Source organism: Herbaspirillum sp. UBA812 (assembly GCF_002296545.1).
GTDB classification, from domain to species: Bacteria; Pseudomonadota; Gammaproteobacteria; order Burkholderiales; family Burkholderiaceae_D; genus Herbaspirillum; species Herbaspirillum huttiense.
The window spans coordinates 1-15,484 of record NZ_DBIC01000053.1 but is presented as its reverse complement, the minus strand read 5'-3'; the positions used below and the strand labels follow the sequence as shown (position 1 = coordinate 15,484).

The window sequence follows — 15,484 nt, the reverse complement described above, 5'->3', positions numbered from 1 at the left end:
TGGTGGTAAAACGCGGTTCTTTATTCGTTCGGAGTATATAAAGGGCAGGGGAGAAAGAAAAACTCGATTACCGCATATCGATATGCGGCCGCTGTATGGGCCGCAAAACCTTGTCCCACGGCGGTTCCAGGCGATATGAAGGTTTTTGCGGCAGTGCAATTCCGGAACCGCCTCCGTGCGCGGCTGTCAAGTTCCGCAAGCCAGGCGAGAGGCGCGCGCGCAACGTCAGGATGTCGTCAGCGGCATTTTGAGCGCACCACGGGCAGAGTGCGCTAAAGTACGCGTCCTGCCCGGACAGTGGCCAGCCCTCCCCGCCGAGGGTGGCGTCTGCCCCCAGAACCTGTCCGCCGGCACTCTATTTGAAGAAGCAAAGGGAGCAAGATGGGTTCATCTCATACCAATTCAGGCCTTTCCCTCCGGTCGACCAAATTCCACCTGATTACCCTGGCTGCGCTGGGTGTGGTGTTCGGCGATATCGGTACCAGTCCGCTGTACGCACTCAAGGAATGTTTCAGCCCCGACCACGGCATCGCCTTTTCTCCGGGCGCGGTGCTGGGCATCATCTCGATGCTGTTCTGGTCGATCTCCATCGTGGTCACCATCAAGTACGTGATGTTCGTGCTGCGCGCCGACAACAACGGCGAAGGCGGCGTGCTGGCGCTGATGGCGCTGTCGCTGCGCTCAGCCATCTCGGGGTCGCCGCGCGCCAAGCTGCTGATGATGCTGGGCGTCTTCGGTGCCTGCATGTTCTACGGGGACGTCGTCATCACGCCGGCCATCTCGGTGCTCTCGGCGGTGGAAGGGCTGGAGATCGCCGCGCCGAGTACCGCGCATGCGGTCATTCCGCTCACGCTGGTGATCGTGGTGATCCTGTTCCTGATCCAGCGGCATGGCACCAGCGTGGTGGGCCGCTTCTTCGGGCCGGTGATGTTCCTGTGGTTCTTCTCGCTGGCCTTGCTGGGCCTCTACAACATCGTCAAGGCCCCCGAGGTGCTGGTGGCGATCAACCCGTATTACGCCGTGCACTTCATGGCCGAGCACTCGCTGCAGGCCTTCATCGTGCTGGGCTCGGTGGTGCTGGTGCTGACCGGGGCCGAGGCGTTGTATGCCGACATGGGCCACTTCGGCATCAAGCCGATCCGCTACGCGTGGCTGTTTACGGTGATGCCCTCGCTGCTGATCAATTACTTCGGCCAGGGCGCCAACCTGATCGCCAATCCGGATGCGATCAAGAATCCCTTCTACCTGATGATCCCCGATCCGCTGGTGCTGCCCATGGTGGTGCTGGCCACCTGCGCCACCGTGATTGCGTCGCAGGCGGTGATCTCGGGGGCCTTCTCGCTGACCAGCCAGGCCATCCTGCTGGGCTTCGTGCCGCGCATGCGCATCCTGCATACATCCGAGGATGAACAGGGCCAGATCTACATCCCCCTGATCAACTGGATGCTGCTGGTGCTGGTGGTGGCCGTGGTGCTGGCCTTCAAGAAATCCGACAACCTGGCCGCCGCCTATGGTGTGGCCGTGACCACCACCATGGTGATCACCACCATGCTGCTGGGCGTGGTGATGCGCCACATCTGGAAGTGGCGCATGCCGGCCGTGGTGGTGGCCATCGGCTGCTTCATGGTGGTCGATGTGGCCTTCTTCGCGGCCAACCTGCTCAAACTTACCGAGGGTGGCTGGTTCCCGCTGGTCATCGGCGGCGCGGCCTTCTTCCTGCTGATGACCTGGTACTCGGGCCGCATGCTGCTGCGCATGCGCATCAAGGATGACGGCATTCCCATCGAGCCCTTCATCGAAGGCCTGCTGGCGCATCCGCCGCATCGCGTGGGCGGGACCGCCGTCTTCATGACCGGCAACATCGCTACCGTCCCGGTCGCCCTGCTGCACAACCTGAAGCACAACCGCATCCTGCATGAGCGCGTGTTCTTCCTGAAGATCAGCATCTGGGACGTGCCATACGTGGCCGACAGCGAGCGCCTGACCATGAAGGAGCTGGGTGGCGACGTCTACCTGCTGCGCGCGGCCTTCGGTTTCAAGGAAGCGCCGGAAGTGCAGAAGGTCATGACGCTGACCGAGCAGCAGTTCGGCCATCACTTCGACCTGATGGATACTTCCTTCTTCCTGGCGCGCGACACGGTGGTGCCGAGCAAGCTGCTGGGCATGTCGCTGTGGCGCGAGCGCCTGTTCGCGTGGATGTACCAGAACGGTGCCAAGCCGTCGGACTTCTTCCACATCCCGGCCAACCGGGTGGTGGAGCTGGGCACCAAGGTGGAGATCTGAGCGGCATAGCGCACGCCGCGTGATGCAAAAACAGGGCCGTCCTTCGGGGCGGCCCTGTTTTTTTATGGAGTGCCCGGGCTTAGCGCGGGGGCAGGGTGATGGGCAGTGGCGAGGTCGGCTTGACCTCTTCCAGGCAGATCATGGAGCGCAGCCCGGCCACGCCGGGGACCTGCATCAGCCGGTCGGTGAGGAAGTGCGACAGGCTCTTGAGATCCTGCGAGACTACCTTGAGCAGGTAATCGAAGTCGCCCGAAATGGTGTAGCACTCGACGATTTCAGGAAAGGCCTTGATCACCTTCTCCACTGCGCGCACCTGCTTGAATTGCGCCCGGTCCAGCGACAGCGAGACAAAGGCCGTGACATTGAGCCCGACCTCGGCCGGTGCCACCAGGGCGGCATAGCGGCGGATCACGCCTTGCTCCTCCAGCGCACGCACGCGCCGCATGCACTGCGGCGGCGAGAGGTGGATGCGCTCGGCCAGGTCGACGTTGCTGATCTGGCCATCGGCTTGCAGCAATTCCAGGATCTTGATGTCGATCTTGTCCATGAGATTCATCGCCACGAAATAATATTTCGTCATCATGGCAAATCGTGATGAAAAACGAAAGCCTGTTTCGCGTCGTTGTGGATAAGATTTCATCCATCGCCACTGCCGAGGCAGCCTCTGCACATGGGGCTGATGCATCATGGTCAAGTACATCGGAACGTCGGACCTGCAAGCCTATCTGGCCACGCATCCCTTGCCGGAGGTGATCGGCGGCATGGTGCAATATCTGCGCGAGGACTTCCTGCGCTGGCCGCAATTCGACAAGAGCGCGCGCGTGGCCAGCCACTCGGCGCGCGGGGTGATCGAGCTGATGCCCATTTCGGATGGACGCTGGTATGCCTTCAAGTACGTCAACGGCCATCCCGCCAATACGGCGCAGGGTTTGCTGACGGTGACCGCCTTCGGTGTGCTGGCCGAGGTAGCCAGCGGCTATCCGCGCCTTCTGTCGGAACTGACGCTGACCACGGCCTTGCGCACGGCAGCGACCTCGGTACTGGCGGCGCATCACCTGGCGCGGCCGAACAGCCGCAGCATGGCGCTCATCGGCAATGGTGCCCAGGCGGAGTTCCAGGCCATTGCCTTCCATACCCAGCTGGGCATCACGGAATTGCGGCTCTTCGATGTCGACCCGGCCGCCACCGACAAGCTGATGCGCAATCTGCGCGATTGGCCTGCATTGCGGCTGATCCGTGCGCGCAGCACGGCCGAGGCGGTGGCGGGGGCTGACATCGTCACCACCGTGACGGCCGACAAGCGCCGCGCGGTGATCGTGCATCCGGACATGATCGAAGCGGGCATGCACCTCAATGCGGTCGGCGGCGATTGCCCCGGCAAGACCGAACTGCATCGCGGCGTGCTGGAGAAAGCGCGCGTGGTGGTGGAATTCGCACCGCAATCGCGTATCGAAGGGGAAGTGCAGCAGATGCCGCCGGACTTTGCCGTGACCGAATTGTGGGAAGTGCTGGGCGGCAAGGCAGCAGGCCGCCGCGATGCCCATGAGGTGACGGTCTTCGATTCGGTCGGTTTCGCGCTGGAAGATTTCTCGGCGCTGCGCTACCTGGATGACCATATCGATGCGCATCACGCGCAGCAGATCGATCTGGTCCCCGTACTGGACAACCCCAAGGACTTGTATGGCCTGGCCATCCCCGTTCTTCCCTACAAGGAGCAGGCAAACGCATGAACAAGATCAGGATGATGGGCGCCCCCACCGACGTGGGCGCCAGCCGCCGTGGTGCCTCCATGGGACCGGCCGCCCTGCGCGTGGCCGAGCTGCAGCGCAGCCTGCAGCAGCATGGACTGGAAGTCATCGACGGCGGTGACCTGGGCGGTCCGGCCAATCCGCAGCAGCCGCCGGTACAGGGCTTGCGCCATCTGGAACAGGTGGTGCAGTGGAACCAGGCCGTCTTCGATGCCGTATCGGGCAGCCTGGCCGAGGGTGAAGTCCCGCTGCTCATGGGCGGCGACCACGCGCTGGCGGTCGGGTCGATTGCCGCCGTGGCGCGTCACTGCCGCACCCACGGCAAGGACTTGCGCGTGCTGTGGCTGGATGCCCATGCCGATGCCAACACCAGCCAATCGACGCCAACCGGCAATATCCACGGCATGCCGGTGGCCTGTTTGCTGGGCGTGGGCCCCGAAGCGCTGGTCCGGCTGGGGGGCCAGACGCCGGCCATGCAGCCGCAGCAGATCTGCCAGATCGGCATCCGCAGCGTCGACCGTGAAGAAAAGCGCCACCTGCGCGAACTGGGCGTGCGCGTCTTCGACATGCGCCACATCGATGAATACGGCATGCGCGCCACCATGCAGGAGGCGCTGGCCGGCATGGGCCCGGAGACCCATCTGCACGTGAGTTTCGATGTGGATTTCCTCGATGCCGCGCTGGCTCCCGGCGTGGGCACGGCCGTGCTGGGCGGGCCGACCTATCGCGAGGCGCAGCTGTGCATGGAGATGATTGCCGATACCGGCCGCCTCGCTTCACTGGACGTGATGGAACTCAATCCGGCCTGCGATGTGCGCAACCAGACGGCGGAGGTGGTGGTGGACCTGGTCGAAAGTCTGTTCGGGAAATCCACACTGATGCGCTGAGATTGGCTGACGGCTCTCATCGTCTGCAATTGGAGGTTGAAGGATTGCGGGCAATGCCCGATCATTCAGGGTTTTGTCGCGTCCGGTGGGCGGGAGCAGGGTAATCACCCCGCATTCCCGCATGCCGGGAAGCGCTCGCACGCCGGGGGCGACAGCGGGGTGCGCACGCATCTTGCTCTCCCGGATTACTCCTCCGTCAGAAAGAAGTCATCATGTCTCTCAAGAAATTCTTCACCGTGGCCGCCAGCGCGCTGGCCCTGTCCTGTGCTGCCGGCAGCACCTTCGCAGCTGACCAGACCTACGTGGTCGGCGCCGGCGGTACCTATCGCCCCTTCGAATTCGAAACCCCGAAGAAGGAACTGGTCGGCTTCGACACTGACCTGATCAAGGCGATCTCGCAAGCTTCCAACTTCAAGATCCAGCTGGTGAGCACGCCCTGGGAAGGCATCTTCGCCACCCTCGGCCAGGGTGACCGCGACATCATCATCTCCGGCATCACCATCACCGACAAGCGCGCCCAGATGGTCGACTTCTCGCTGCCCTACTTCCCGGCCGAGCAAGTCATCATCACCAACGCCGATGCCAAGATCACCTCGCTGGCCGACCTGAAGAAGACCCAAGTGGCCGTGGTCAACTCCACCGCCGGTGACATCGTGGTCTCCGAAGAACTGGGCAAGTCCAGCACCGCCATCCACCGTTTCGACAACACCGTGCTGATGCTGGAAGAACTGTATCGCGGTGGCGTTGATGCGGCCGTGGGCGATGTGGGCGTGATCAAGTTCTACATCAAGAGCCACCCCGAGAAGAAATTCAAGGTCGTCGGTGACACCAAGTTCGTGCGCCAGTACTTCGGCATCGCCGTCAAGAAGGGCAACAAGGAACTGTTGGACAAGATCAACGCCGGCCTGAAGCAGATCGTTGCCGACGGCACCTACGCCAAGATCTACAAGACCTGGTTCGACGGCGAAGTACCGGCCCTGCCGCTGAAGTAAGCCTTCCGGTGCACCGGCCCACGGGCCGGGCACTCGCCTGAAAGCGCCGCCCCGCGCCGTCTTGCGGGGTGGGCTGCTGGTGTTGCCGGGTTCGCCGGTATCGCCTGTTCCGCTTTTTCCGCTTCTCCGCTTTTCTCAACACCTCCGTTTGAACGGATTCATCATGCATTCCTTCTTCCAATGGGAAATCATCGGCGAATACGCGCCGCTGTTCGTCGAAGGCACCTGGATGACCCTCAAGGCCGCGATCATCTGCGTGATCGCCGGCACCTGCTGGGGCCTGGTGCTGGGCGTGGGCCGCCTGGCCGAAGCACGCCATGGTTTCTGGAAATATTTCCTGTGCTACTGCGTGCAGTGGCCGATTCGCTTCTACGTCAGCTTCCTGCGCGGCACGCCGCTGTTCGTGCAGATCCTGCTGATCCACTTCGCGCTCATGCCGATGCTGATCAACCCCAGCGGCGGCCTGATCCTCTCGGGTGACCTGGCGCGCGAGATCCGCTCGCACTACGGTGCCTTCGCCTCGGCGGTGCTGGCCATCACGCTCAACTCGGGTGCGTATGTGTCGGAAATTTTCCGCGCCGGCATCCAGTCCATCGACCGTGGCCAGAGCGAAGCCTCGCGCTCGCTGGGCATGAGCTACCTCGGTACGCTGCGCCGCGTGGTGCTGCCGCAGGCCTTCCGCCGCATGCTGCCGCCGCTGGGCAACAATGCCATTGCCATCGTCAAGGATTCCTCGCTGGCTTCGGCCATCGGCCTGGCTGAACTGGCCTATGCGGCGCGTACCGTTTCGGGTGCCTACGCCCGTTACTGGGAGCCGTACCTCACCATCTCGGTGATCTACTGGGTCATCACGCTGGCGCTGGCGGCGCTGGTACGCCATCTGGAAGCACGTTACGGCAAGGGAGATGCACGATGAGCACGATGATCAAGGTCAATCAACTGCAGAAGCGCTTCGGCCAGGCGCACATCCTGCGCGGCATCGATTGCGAGATCCGCGCGCGTGAAGTGGTGTGCGTGATCGGGCCCTCGGGCTCGGGCAAGAGCACTTTCCTGCGCTGCCTCAACGGGCTGGAAGAAGTCAGCGATGGCGACATCTTCATCGAAGGCGTCAAGCTCAATGACCCCAAGGTCAACCTCAATGCCTTGCGCGCGGAGCTGGGCATGGTGTTCCAGCGCTTCAACCTGTTCCCGCACATGACGGTGCTGGAAAACCTGATCATGGCGCCCATGCAGGTCCGGAAGCTGTCACGCCGCGACGCGGTCCTGGTGGCCGAGAAGCTGCTGCAGAAGGTCGGCCTGCTGGACAAGATCGATGCCTTCCCCAACCAGCTTTCCGGCGGCCAGCAGCAGCGCGTGGCGATTGCCCGCGCACTGGCCATGGAGCCGAAGGTGATGCTGTTCGATGAACCTACTTCCGCGCTGGACCCGGAACTGGTGGGCGAAGTGCTGACCGTCATGAAGCAACTGGCCGAAGAAGGCATGACCATGGTGGTGGTCACGCACGAGATGGGCTTTGCCCGTGAAGTGGCGGACCGGGTCTTCTTCATCGACCAGGGCGTCATCATGGAAGAAGGTCCGCCGCAGCAGGTGCTGGGTGAACCGGTCCATGAGCGCACGCGCGATTTCTTGCGCAAGGTGCTGTAAGCGACAACGAAAAACGCCGGGAGGGATCCCGGCGTTTTTCGTTGCAGGCTCAGTGATGCGTCCCAAGCACGATGGCTCCTGCCGCAATGACCGCACAGGACAGCACGCGCCGCAGCGTCAGCTTCTCGCCCAGGAACAGCGTGCCGATCAGGAGCGCAAACAGCACCGAGGTCTCGCGCAGCGCCGAGACCATGCCCATGGGGGCGAGCGTCACGGCCCAGATCACGATGCCATAGGCGAGCAGCGACATCACGCCGCCCGCCAATCCGATCCAGGTGTCCTTGTGCGAGAGCACCACCGGCGAGCGTCCATGCTTGTACTGGTAGAGCAGGGCCAGCGGGATGCTGTCGGCCACGAACAGCCAGCCCGCATAGGCGATGGCGTCGCCCGCCAGCCGCGCGCCGATGCCATCGGTGATGGTATAGGCCGCGATGAAGGCCCCGGTCGCCAGGGCCGCCAGCGGGCCGGACAGGTGCTCGCGCTGGCGCATGGCGCGCAGGTTGGCCAGGCTGACGATGCCCAGCGAGACCAGGGCGATGCCGATCACCGTATAGATGCCCAGCTGCTCGCCTGCAAAGACCGCTGCCCCCAGCGCTACCAGCAAGGGTGAGGAGCCGCGCGCAATCGGATAGGACTGGCCGAAGTCGCCAATGCGGTAGGCGCGGATCAGGAACAGGTTGTAGCCGGTGTGCAGCAGGCCCGAGAGCAGGATGTAGAACCAGCTCTCCGCTTGCGGCCACGGTCGCCACAGCACCAGCGGGATCGCGCCCAGCCCCGCACCCAGGGTCATGAGCGAGAGCGAGGCCAGGCGGTCGTGGCTGCTCTTGAGCAGGGCGTTCCAGGAAGCGTGCAGCAGCGCAGCGGCCAGTACCAGGGCGATGACGGGGAGCGTCATGCGCTGCGGCCCGTCAGTGCCTGCGCATCCAGATCGGCCACGACGCGCCACAGCGTGTGGCCTGAGGCGAGATATTTGCGCTCGAAGGGCGTGATGGGCTGATCGGGTTGCCAGGCTTCGGTACGGAAAGTGCCGCCAGATAGCTGGTTCAGGGCCGAAGTGAATTCTTCGACATAAATCTGCCAATTGCTGCGGCATTCCAGCTGTCCACCCAGCGCCACGATGAAGGGAAACACCGGATGGCCCTGCCAGCGCCGGGCCAGGTGGCCGATCTTGGGCCAGGGATTGGGGTAGAGCAGGTAGTGTCGCGCCGGACGCAGCCGAGCCTCATGCGCCAGCCGCCAGTAATCGACCAGGTCGGCGCGCACGAAGCAGAGATTTGCCGGTTCCGGACCATCCCAATGCGTGTTGCGGGCCAGGCGGTCAGCCGACTGGTCGATGCCGATGACGAAATGATCCGGGTAGCGCGCCGCCAGGTGCAGCGTCGACAAGCCCACGCCACAGCCGGTGTCGAGGATCAGCGGCGGCTCGCCTGCGGCGCGCCAGGCCGCCATGCTGGCATCGAAGGCGCGCTGGTTGTAATCGGTGACGGGTTTGCGGAACGGATGGGCGGGATCGGCGTGGCGCGCCACCAGGGTGGCCAGTTGCTCATGCACGCCGGTCTGGGCGCTGCTGATGGGGGATGAATTCACGACAAGGTGGTCAAGGCGGCAAAACGCCATTTTAATGGACGCCGCGTGCGCGCCGCTGATTGCAAGCTGACCAAAAGAAAACGCCGCGCGGGGGGGCGCGGCGTCATTGCCTGTAAAGCGGGAGTGCTTGACCCGATCAGTGCAAGGTCATGGGATGACGCATCATCACGTCATAACGGCTCAGGAAGTTGTCGATATCGTCCATGGTGGGTTCGGACGCGATCAGTTCCTGGACATCCTTGCGGAACAGTTCGGCCGCCGGGCCATCGATGTAGATTTCACGCTGGCCGGACTTGTCCATGATCTCGTAGCCGCCGAAGCGCAAGGCTTCGTGGTCGGAATCGGCACCGAATTCGACGACGCTGTACTGCTCACTGTTGTAGATCAGGTTCATAGTGACTCCTTATGCTGGAATACTGCTTCGAAAAGGAAGTGGCGCCTTCACCGTAAATTTCAAGACCCTTCACCTGGGCCGCGCCTCGTGTGCATTTCTGCTACTTCGATACAGCTCCCTCGCGGAACGCCGCGTCGCTTGCGCTCCTGAGTCTGTTGACGGCAGTTTGTCCGAAAAACTTTGATGCCTGCCGAGTTGCCTTTCCGCATGCAAGAAATCTTGCATGTTTCTTCATGATGCACCGTCACCCGCTGAAGATAGATGACAAGCCCGCCTGGAAGTTCATCGCGCTGCAGCAGGCCGGGTTGCGGCCTGGCAAGCCTCATCACGCCTTCAGCATGCCGCTGTCGGACGTAAAAGAACATCAGGAAATTTCTGACGCCGCCACACCCCTGTGGCGGACTGCCCCCAAAACGTGATCAGACTACCAAAAGAAACGGGACCGCGCTGCGATCCCGTTGTCCTGGTATTCATGCCGGTGCGGTTCAGTGATTCTTGCGTGCCAGCTTGCCCGGTTCTACCCCGAGCTGCTTGAGCTTGCGGTAGAGGTGGGTACGTTCCAGGCCGGTACGTTCGGCCACGCGGGTCATGCTGCCGTTTTCGCGCACCAGGTGGTATTCGAAGTAGGCGCGCTCGAAGGCATCGCGGGCTTCGCGCAGCGGCAGGTCGAAGGAGATGTTGGCGGCATTGTCGGCCACCTGTCCGAAGGGTGTGGCGGCTGGCGTGCCGTGATGCAGCGGTTCGCTGCCCATGGCCGGGGCGTAGGCGGCCACCGGGGCGACGTGTTCGGGGGTGTGCAGGCTATCGGATGCGCCATTGGCCACGGCGGCCACCGGGGCCGGACGATAGCTGGCCGGGCGCACCGCTTCGCGGCTGTGCGACAGGCCCTGCTGCACGGCTTTGAGCAGCTTTTGCAGCGCGATCGGCTTTTCCAGGAAGTTCAGTGCGCCGATGCGGGTGGCTTCGACGGCGGTGTCGATGGTGGCGTGGCCGGACATCATGATGACCGGCATGGTCAACAGGCCATCGCGTTGCCACTCCTTCAGGAGCGTGACGCCGTCGGTGTCGGGCATCCAGATATCGAGCAGCACGAGGTCGGGGACTCCGGCCTGGCGAAGCTCGCGTGCCTGCTGCGCGTTTTCCGCAGTGGTCACGACATGCCCCTCATCGCCCAGAATTTCTGAGAGCAATTCGCGGATACCCATTTCGTCATCGACGACCAGGATGTTAGCCATGTGCTGCTTTCCTCGCTGCTAGTTCATTGTCCAAGTTTTCGATCTTGTTCCGGGCCGGCGCGCTCGACGCGGCGTTAGCGAGCGTGCCTTGATGAACTGCCGGGTCCCTCCCGGCGACTTGCTGTCGAATCTTGACCCTGGGGACGGTTTCCTGAGAAAACTGTCTCTTAATCAATAGGTGCTAACTTTACCAGCAAAATTACAATTTTTGCGCCTCGGCCATCGGTCCGATTCTGGATATCGATGCGACCGCCATGTTCCTCGACGATTTTCTTGACCATCGCCAGTCCCAGGCCGGTCCCTCTGGCCTTGGAAGTGACGTAGGGTTCGAAGGCACGCGCCAGGATGGTCGGCGAGAAACCGGGACCGTTATCCATGATCGACAAACGCACGGCCGGCCGGCGCTGGCCGTCGGTGCCGGCGATGTCGATCTGTTCGGTCAGCACGTCGATGCGCGGCGCGCTTTGGCCGTCATCGGTCACGGCATCCTGGGCATTCTGCAGCAGGTTGTGGATGACCTGGCGCATCTGGGTGGCGTCGCCCATGACCTTGCTCATTTCCGGGGCCAGGCGCGCGTGGATCACGTCGCGGCCATCGCCGGCGAGGTAGAGGTTGAGGATTTCCTCGATCAGGGCATTCAGATCGAGCGCCACCGGCTTGGCCGGCGGAGTCTTGGCGTAGTCGCGGAAGTCGTCGACCATGCGCTTCATGGCCGTGACCTGGTTGACGATGGTGGTGGTGCCCTTGTCGAGGATGGCGGCATCGGCCGGCATGAGCTTGTCGGCCAGGCGATGCTGCAGGCGTTCGGCGGAGAGCTGGATGGGCGTCAGCGGATTCTTGATCTCGTGCGCCAGGCGGCGCGCCACCTCACCCCACGCAATCGAGCGCTGGGCCGAGATGACGTTGCTGATGTCATCGAACACCACCACGTAGCCGACGCCGTTTTCCACCGGCAGGTGCGAGCCACGCGCCAGCAAGGTCAGCTTGTCATGGTCGGGCTTGCCGCCTTGCTCGTCACCGGCATCCAGCACCGCGCCAGGCTGGCGCGACAGTTCGAACTGCCGCTGCCAGTGCAGGCCGTCGGCCCCTTCGCTGCTGTGCTGGGCCAGCTGTTCGGAGAAGGCGCGGATGACGGCCTGGGCAAACGGTGCCTGGCTGTCGATGGTTTGCAGCGGCGTGCCGATGTTGGCCGAGAAGTCGTAGCCCAGGATGCGGCGCACCGAATCATTGGCGCTGACGATGTTGAATTGCCCGTCCAGCACCATCACCCCGGCCGACATGTTGGCCAGCACCGATTCCAGATAGGCCTTGGCGTTTTCCAGTTCGGCCCGGTTCTTTTCGACCGAGGTGCGCGCTTCCAGCAGCTGGCGCGTCATGGTGTTGAAGGATTGGGTCAGCGTGCCCAGCTCATCCGAGGTACTGACGATGGGGCGCGGCGAGAGATTGCCTTCGGCCACCGCCTTGGTACCTTCGGCCAGCAGCAGCAGTGGCTTGGCGAGGTCGCTGGCGATCAGGAAGGCGCTGGCGATGGCGGCGAAAATGGCCAGCAGCAGGGTCAGGGTCAGCGTCACCAGATAGATCTTGCGCAGGCCCGAGCGCGACACGGAACGTTGCTGGTACTCGTTGTAGGCCAGGCGCAGCGTCTCGGCATTGGTGGCCAGGTAATCCGGGACCGGCTGCAGGATCTGCAGGTAGCGCGTTTCATTCTGCAGCGACAATCCGCGGCTGGGAGCCGGGACCAGCACCACCACGTGCAGCCGCAGGTTGCCGTCGGTATCGGAGCCGCTGGGGGGGCGGGTGTCATCGCTTTCCACCGCCGAGAAGGCACGCGAGACCCGCGCCTGGCGCATCGCCTGGCTGCTGGGCAGGATGGGCGTGAGCGAGCCGATGGAGCCGCCCACCGTACTCATCACCTGGCCATTGGCGTTGACGATGGTGATCTCCATGTTCTGGTCGCGCTGGCGCGAGAGGTAGGTCACCTGTTCGGAGTCGCTCATGTCGGAGAGCTCCTGGGCCATGCCGCGGGCCCGCGAGACCAGGTCCGACAGCGAGGAGTCCAGCGCATTGCGGCCCAGGTTCAGGCCCGATTCCAGCGCCGCTTCCATGCGCACGTCGAACCAGGATTCGATGGAGCGCGACACGAACTGCACCGACATCAGATAGATCACCGCCCCCGGCACGATGCCCACCAGGGCAAACATCAGCACCAGCCGCGCCAGCAGCTTGGAGCCGAACTTGCCGCGCCGGTAGCGTTTGTAGAGCCGGCCCAGCAGCAGCAGCACCAGGCCCAGCAGCGAAATGGCGGCCAGGCCGTTGAGGAACAGCAGCCACGGATAGTGCTGCTCGAAGAGGGCGGAATTCTCGGAGGCCGACGCCAGCAGGAACAGCAGGACACTGATGACGCCCCCGCCGACCACCAGCAGATAGCGTAAGGTGCGGCTCATTCGGGTTTGTAGTTGAATTCGATCCAGTCGGAGGACAGCCGCCAGTCATTGTTGTTGAGCGCGTTGACCTGGAAGGGCTTGGGCAGCTGCGCCACATCCAGCCGCATGCGCAGGCCGACATGATAAGTTTCGCCGGCCTTGAGCGTGTTGTTGTCGGCGATGATCCAGCGCGGCGGACGGCGGATCAGGGTCAGCGCATCATCCAGGTTGGTGAAGCTCTGCTGCAGCTGGCCGCTGATGGCGGTGTGATATTGCCGCGTCAGCACGTTGTAGGACAGGCGCAGGGTGCGTGACGCCGAGACGCTGGTCTCGTCGAACCAGTACCAGCGCCGCCGGGTCAGCTGGACCTCGGTGGTGAAGTACAGGGGGACGCCGCGCGAGAGCGCATCTTCCAGGCCGCGATTCAATTCGAAGTCATAGGACACCGAGAGCCGGTAGCCTTCGTCGCTGGCTTCGATGGCGGCCTGGTTGACGGTGATTTCAGCGGCCTGGACGGCCAGAGCGGAACAGGCCAGCAGCAGCGCCAGCAGCCATTGCAGCGCCGCGCGCAGCAGCCGCGGGAAGCCGGCATCGCGCGGGCGTGCGGACGTGGGAGTGGGGAAGGGGGCCGATTGCGTCAAATTCATGCACCAGGTTTTTGGAACAGCGCATAGAACAGGCCATCGTGATCGGCATCGGCACCGGCGGTCGGCAGCAGTTGACCTGGAGCGGGCAGCCGGATGGCATGGTTTTTCTGCGCGAAGGCGATCGCTTGCTGCTCCGATTCCTGGGGCCACAGCGAGCAGGTTACGAGCAGCAATTTACCATCCGGTCGCAGCATCTGCCAAAGCTTGTCCAAAATTTGCGCGGAAAGTGTTGCAAGCTGCGCGGTGTCGGTCTTGCGGCGCAGCCAGCGGATATCCGGGTGGCGGCGCACGATGCCGGAGGCGGTACAGGGCACGTCAGCCAGGATGCGATCGAAGCCCTGGCCATCCCACCAGCCGTCTTCGCGGGCGTCGCCGGTGATCAGTTGCGCCTTGAGCTGCAGACGGTCCAGGTTTTCGGCGATGCGCTGCAGGCGGCGCGGATCGTGGTCCAGCGCCTGCAGTTCGATGTCGGCCAGTTCCAGCAGGTGGCCGGTCTTGCCGCCCGGCGCGGCGCAGGCATCGAGCACGCGCATGCCATCAGCTACCTCCAGCAGCGGCGCGGCCAGCTGGGCCGCCGCATCCTGCACCGAGACCACGCCCTCGGCAAAGCCGGGGATCTGTTGCACCGGCACCGGCTTGTCCAGCCGCACGGCATAGGGGCCGACGGCGCGTGCGCCGATGCCGGCCTGCTGCAGGGTGGACAGGTACTGTTCCACGCTGGCGCGGCGGCGGTTCACGCGCAGGGTCAGCGGCGGTGGCTGGTTGCCGGCGTGCAGGATGGCTTGCCACTGCTCGGGATAGGCGCCCTTGAGGCGGTCGATCCACCAGGTCGGATAATTCCAGGTGCCAGGCGGGGTCTTGGTGGCCTGCGGCATGAGCGTCGCGCGTTCGCGCAGGAAGCGGCGCAGGATGGCATTGACCACGCCCTTGGCGAAACTCATCTCCTGGCTGATGGCGGCGGCCTCGACGGCCTGGTCCACCACGGTGAAGCTGTCGTAGCCCGCGTCTTCTTCATTGACCAGCAGTGCCAGGGCCGTCACCAGCAGGCCGTGCAGGACCTCCGGTTGCGGTGGCTTGTTGGCCAGCAGGCCCAGCAGGCTGTCGCTCAGCCCCAGGCTGCGCATGGCGCGATAGCTCAGGTCCTGGATGGCACCGCGTGCCGGCGGCGGGGCGTCGCTGCGGGAGAAGATCTGCGCCAGTGCCTGCGGCAGGGCGTGGCCGGCGCGCACGGCGGCCACTGCCTGGGCGGCATAGGCCAGCTGATAGGCCAGGGAATCGGCCTTGGCACCGGGAGGGAGGAGAGAAATCTGGATCACGTCTTTGCTGGCTCGGAAGATAAGGCGGTACCCCGTATTGCAACCCGGCAATGGTCGGAGCAAGGGGCGCGGGCCGCCAGTGTACCAGCGGCCACTGGTGCTCACACCTGCGCGATGCATTTCGGGTGGTGCAAGTGTCGGTCCGGCACGGCAGAATGCCGCCCGACAAGGACAAACGGCCGCCGCGGTGGATGTTCGCGGCAGCCGTTCGGCGCGGGTATGTCAGGGTGATTCAGGCAATCAAGCGTCAGGAAGTGTCAGGAGCGCAAGGTGTCCGGGCTTCCTGCAGGCATCAGACGCCCCACAGGATGTCGTAATTGCCCTTCTT

The 15,484-nt window shown here is 63.7% G+C and carries 15 protein-coding genes; 7 read left to right on the top strand and 8 right to left on the bottom strand.

Annotated features, from left to right (window positions below; genetic code table 11):
- Positions 1–381 precede the first annotated feature (381 nt).
- Positions 382–2,283: a potassium transporter Kup gene (locus B3873_RS03115; protein WP_286863987.1), complete on the top strand. Its 1,902-nt coding sequence runs from the start codon at positions 382–384 to the stop codon at positions 2,281–2,283.
- A 79-nt stretch (positions 2,284–2,362) separates the two neighbouring features.
- Here B3873_RS03115 and B3873_RS03110 read toward each other — a convergent pair whose 3' ends face one another.
- The gene (locus B3873_RS03110) at positions 2,363–2,830 is read right to left on the bottom strand and encodes an Lrp/AsnC family transcriptional regulator (RefSeq protein ID WP_083859554.1); all 468 of its coding nucleotides are present in this window, start codon (positions 2,828–2,830) and stop codon (positions 2,363–2,365) included.
- A 139-nt stretch (positions 2,831–2,969) separates the two neighbouring features.
- On the opposite strand from B3873_RS03110, the gene B3873_RS03105 reads away from it, so the two are divergent.
- From B3873_RS03105 to B3873_RS03085, 5 genes are all read left to right on the top strand, one after another.
- Positions 2,970–4,013, top strand: a complete 1,044-nt coding sequence (locus B3873_RS03105; RefSeq protein WP_286863986.1) for an ornithine cyclodeaminase — start codon at positions 2,970–2,972, stop codon at positions 4,011–4,013.
- On the top strand, positions 4,010–4,918 hold the full coding sequence (rocF, locus tag B3873_RS03100) for an arginase (protein WP_286863985.1): 909 nt from the start codon (positions 4,010–4,012) through the stop codon (positions 4,916–4,918). The genes B3873_RS03105 and rocF overlap by 4 nt, the downstream gene beginning before the upstream one ends.
- Before the next feature lie 212 nt (positions 4,919–5,130).
- Entirely contained in the window at positions 5,131–5,910 is a 780-nt protein-coding gene (locus B3873_RS03095) for a basic amino acid ABC transporter substrate-binding protein (protein WP_286863984.1), read from the top strand.
- Between the two features lie 163 nt (positions 5,911–6,073).
- Positions 6,074–6,826 (top strand): amino acid ABC transporter permease, encoded by a 753-nt coding sequence (locus tag B3873_RS03090; protein ID WP_034332175.1) that lies wholly within the window; start codon positions 6,074–6,076, stop codon positions 6,824–6,826.
- 5 nt (positions 6,827–6,831) lie between these two features.
- A complete protein-coding gene (locus tag B3873_RS03085) occupies positions 6,832–7,554 on the top strand; it encodes an amino acid ABC transporter ATP-binding protein (RefSeq protein ID WP_034332173.1) in 723 nt (240 codons plus the stop codon).
- Positions 7,555–7,603: 49 nt separating this feature from the next.
- On the opposite strand, the gene B3873_RS03080 is transcribed toward B3873_RS03085, so the two are convergent.
- From B3873_RS03080 to B3873_RS03070, 3 genes are all read right to left on the bottom strand, one after another.
- Positions 7,604–8,449 carry a DMT family transporter gene (locus tag B3873_RS03080; RefSeq protein ID WP_286863982.1) on the bottom strand — a complete coding sequence of 282 codons (846 nt, stop codon included), beginning with the start codon at positions 8,447–8,449 and terminating at the stop codon, positions 7,604–7,606.
- A complete protein-coding gene (gene trmB, locus B3873_RS03075) occupies positions 8,446–9,141 on the bottom strand; it encodes a tRNA (guanine(46)-N(7))-methyltransferase TrmB (protein WP_286863981.1) in 696 nt (231 codons plus the stop codon). The genes B3873_RS03080 and trmB overlap by 4 nt, the downstream gene beginning before the upstream one ends.
- Before the next feature lie 136 nt (positions 9,142–9,277).
- Positions 9,278–9,535 carry a BTH_I0359 family protein gene (locus B3873_RS03070; protein ID WP_034332163.1) on the bottom strand — a complete coding sequence of 86 codons (258 nt, stop codon included), beginning with the start codon at positions 9,533–9,535 and terminating at the stop codon, positions 9,278–9,280.
- 89 nt (positions 9,536–9,624) lie between these two features.
- Between B3873_RS03070 and B3873_RS03065 the strand changes: the two genes are divergently transcribed.
- On the top strand, positions 9,625–9,954 hold the full coding sequence (locus tag B3873_RS03065) for a hypothetical protein (protein WP_286863977.1): 330 nt from the start codon (positions 9,625–9,627) through the stop codon (positions 9,952–9,954).
- 66 nt (positions 9,955–10,020) lie between these two features.
- Here B3873_RS03065 and B3873_RS03060 read toward each other — a convergent pair whose 3' ends face one another.
- The 4 genes from B3873_RS03060 to rsmB form a co-directional block, all read right to left on the bottom strand.
- A complete protein-coding gene (locus B3873_RS03060; protein WP_039790507.1) occupies positions 10,021–10,770 on the bottom strand; it encodes a response regulator in 750 nt (249 codons plus the stop codon).
- 167 nt (positions 10,771–10,937) lie between these two features.
- Positions 10,938–13,214: a sensor histidine kinase gene (locus tag B3873_RS03055; RefSeq protein ID WP_134221006.1), complete on the bottom strand. Its 2,277-nt coding sequence runs from the start codon at positions 13,212–13,214 to the stop codon at positions 10,938–10,940.
- Complete coding sequence (locus B3873_RS03050; protein WP_209534873.1) at positions 13,211–13,840, bottom strand: DUF4390 domain-containing protein; 630 nt, start codon at positions 13,838–13,840, stop codon at positions 13,211–13,213. The genes B3873_RS03055 and B3873_RS03050 overlap by 4 nt, the downstream gene beginning before the upstream one ends.
- Positions 13,837–15,156, bottom strand: coding sequence for a 16S rRNA (cytosine(967)-C(5))-methyltransferase RsmB (gene rsmB, locus B3873_RS03045; RefSeq protein WP_121037248.1), 1,320 nt, complete (start codon positions 15,154–15,156; stop codon positions 13,837–13,839). Before rsmB ends, B3873_RS03050 begins: the two co-directional genes overlap by 4 nt.
- Positions 15,157–15,484 lie beyond the last annotated feature (328 nt).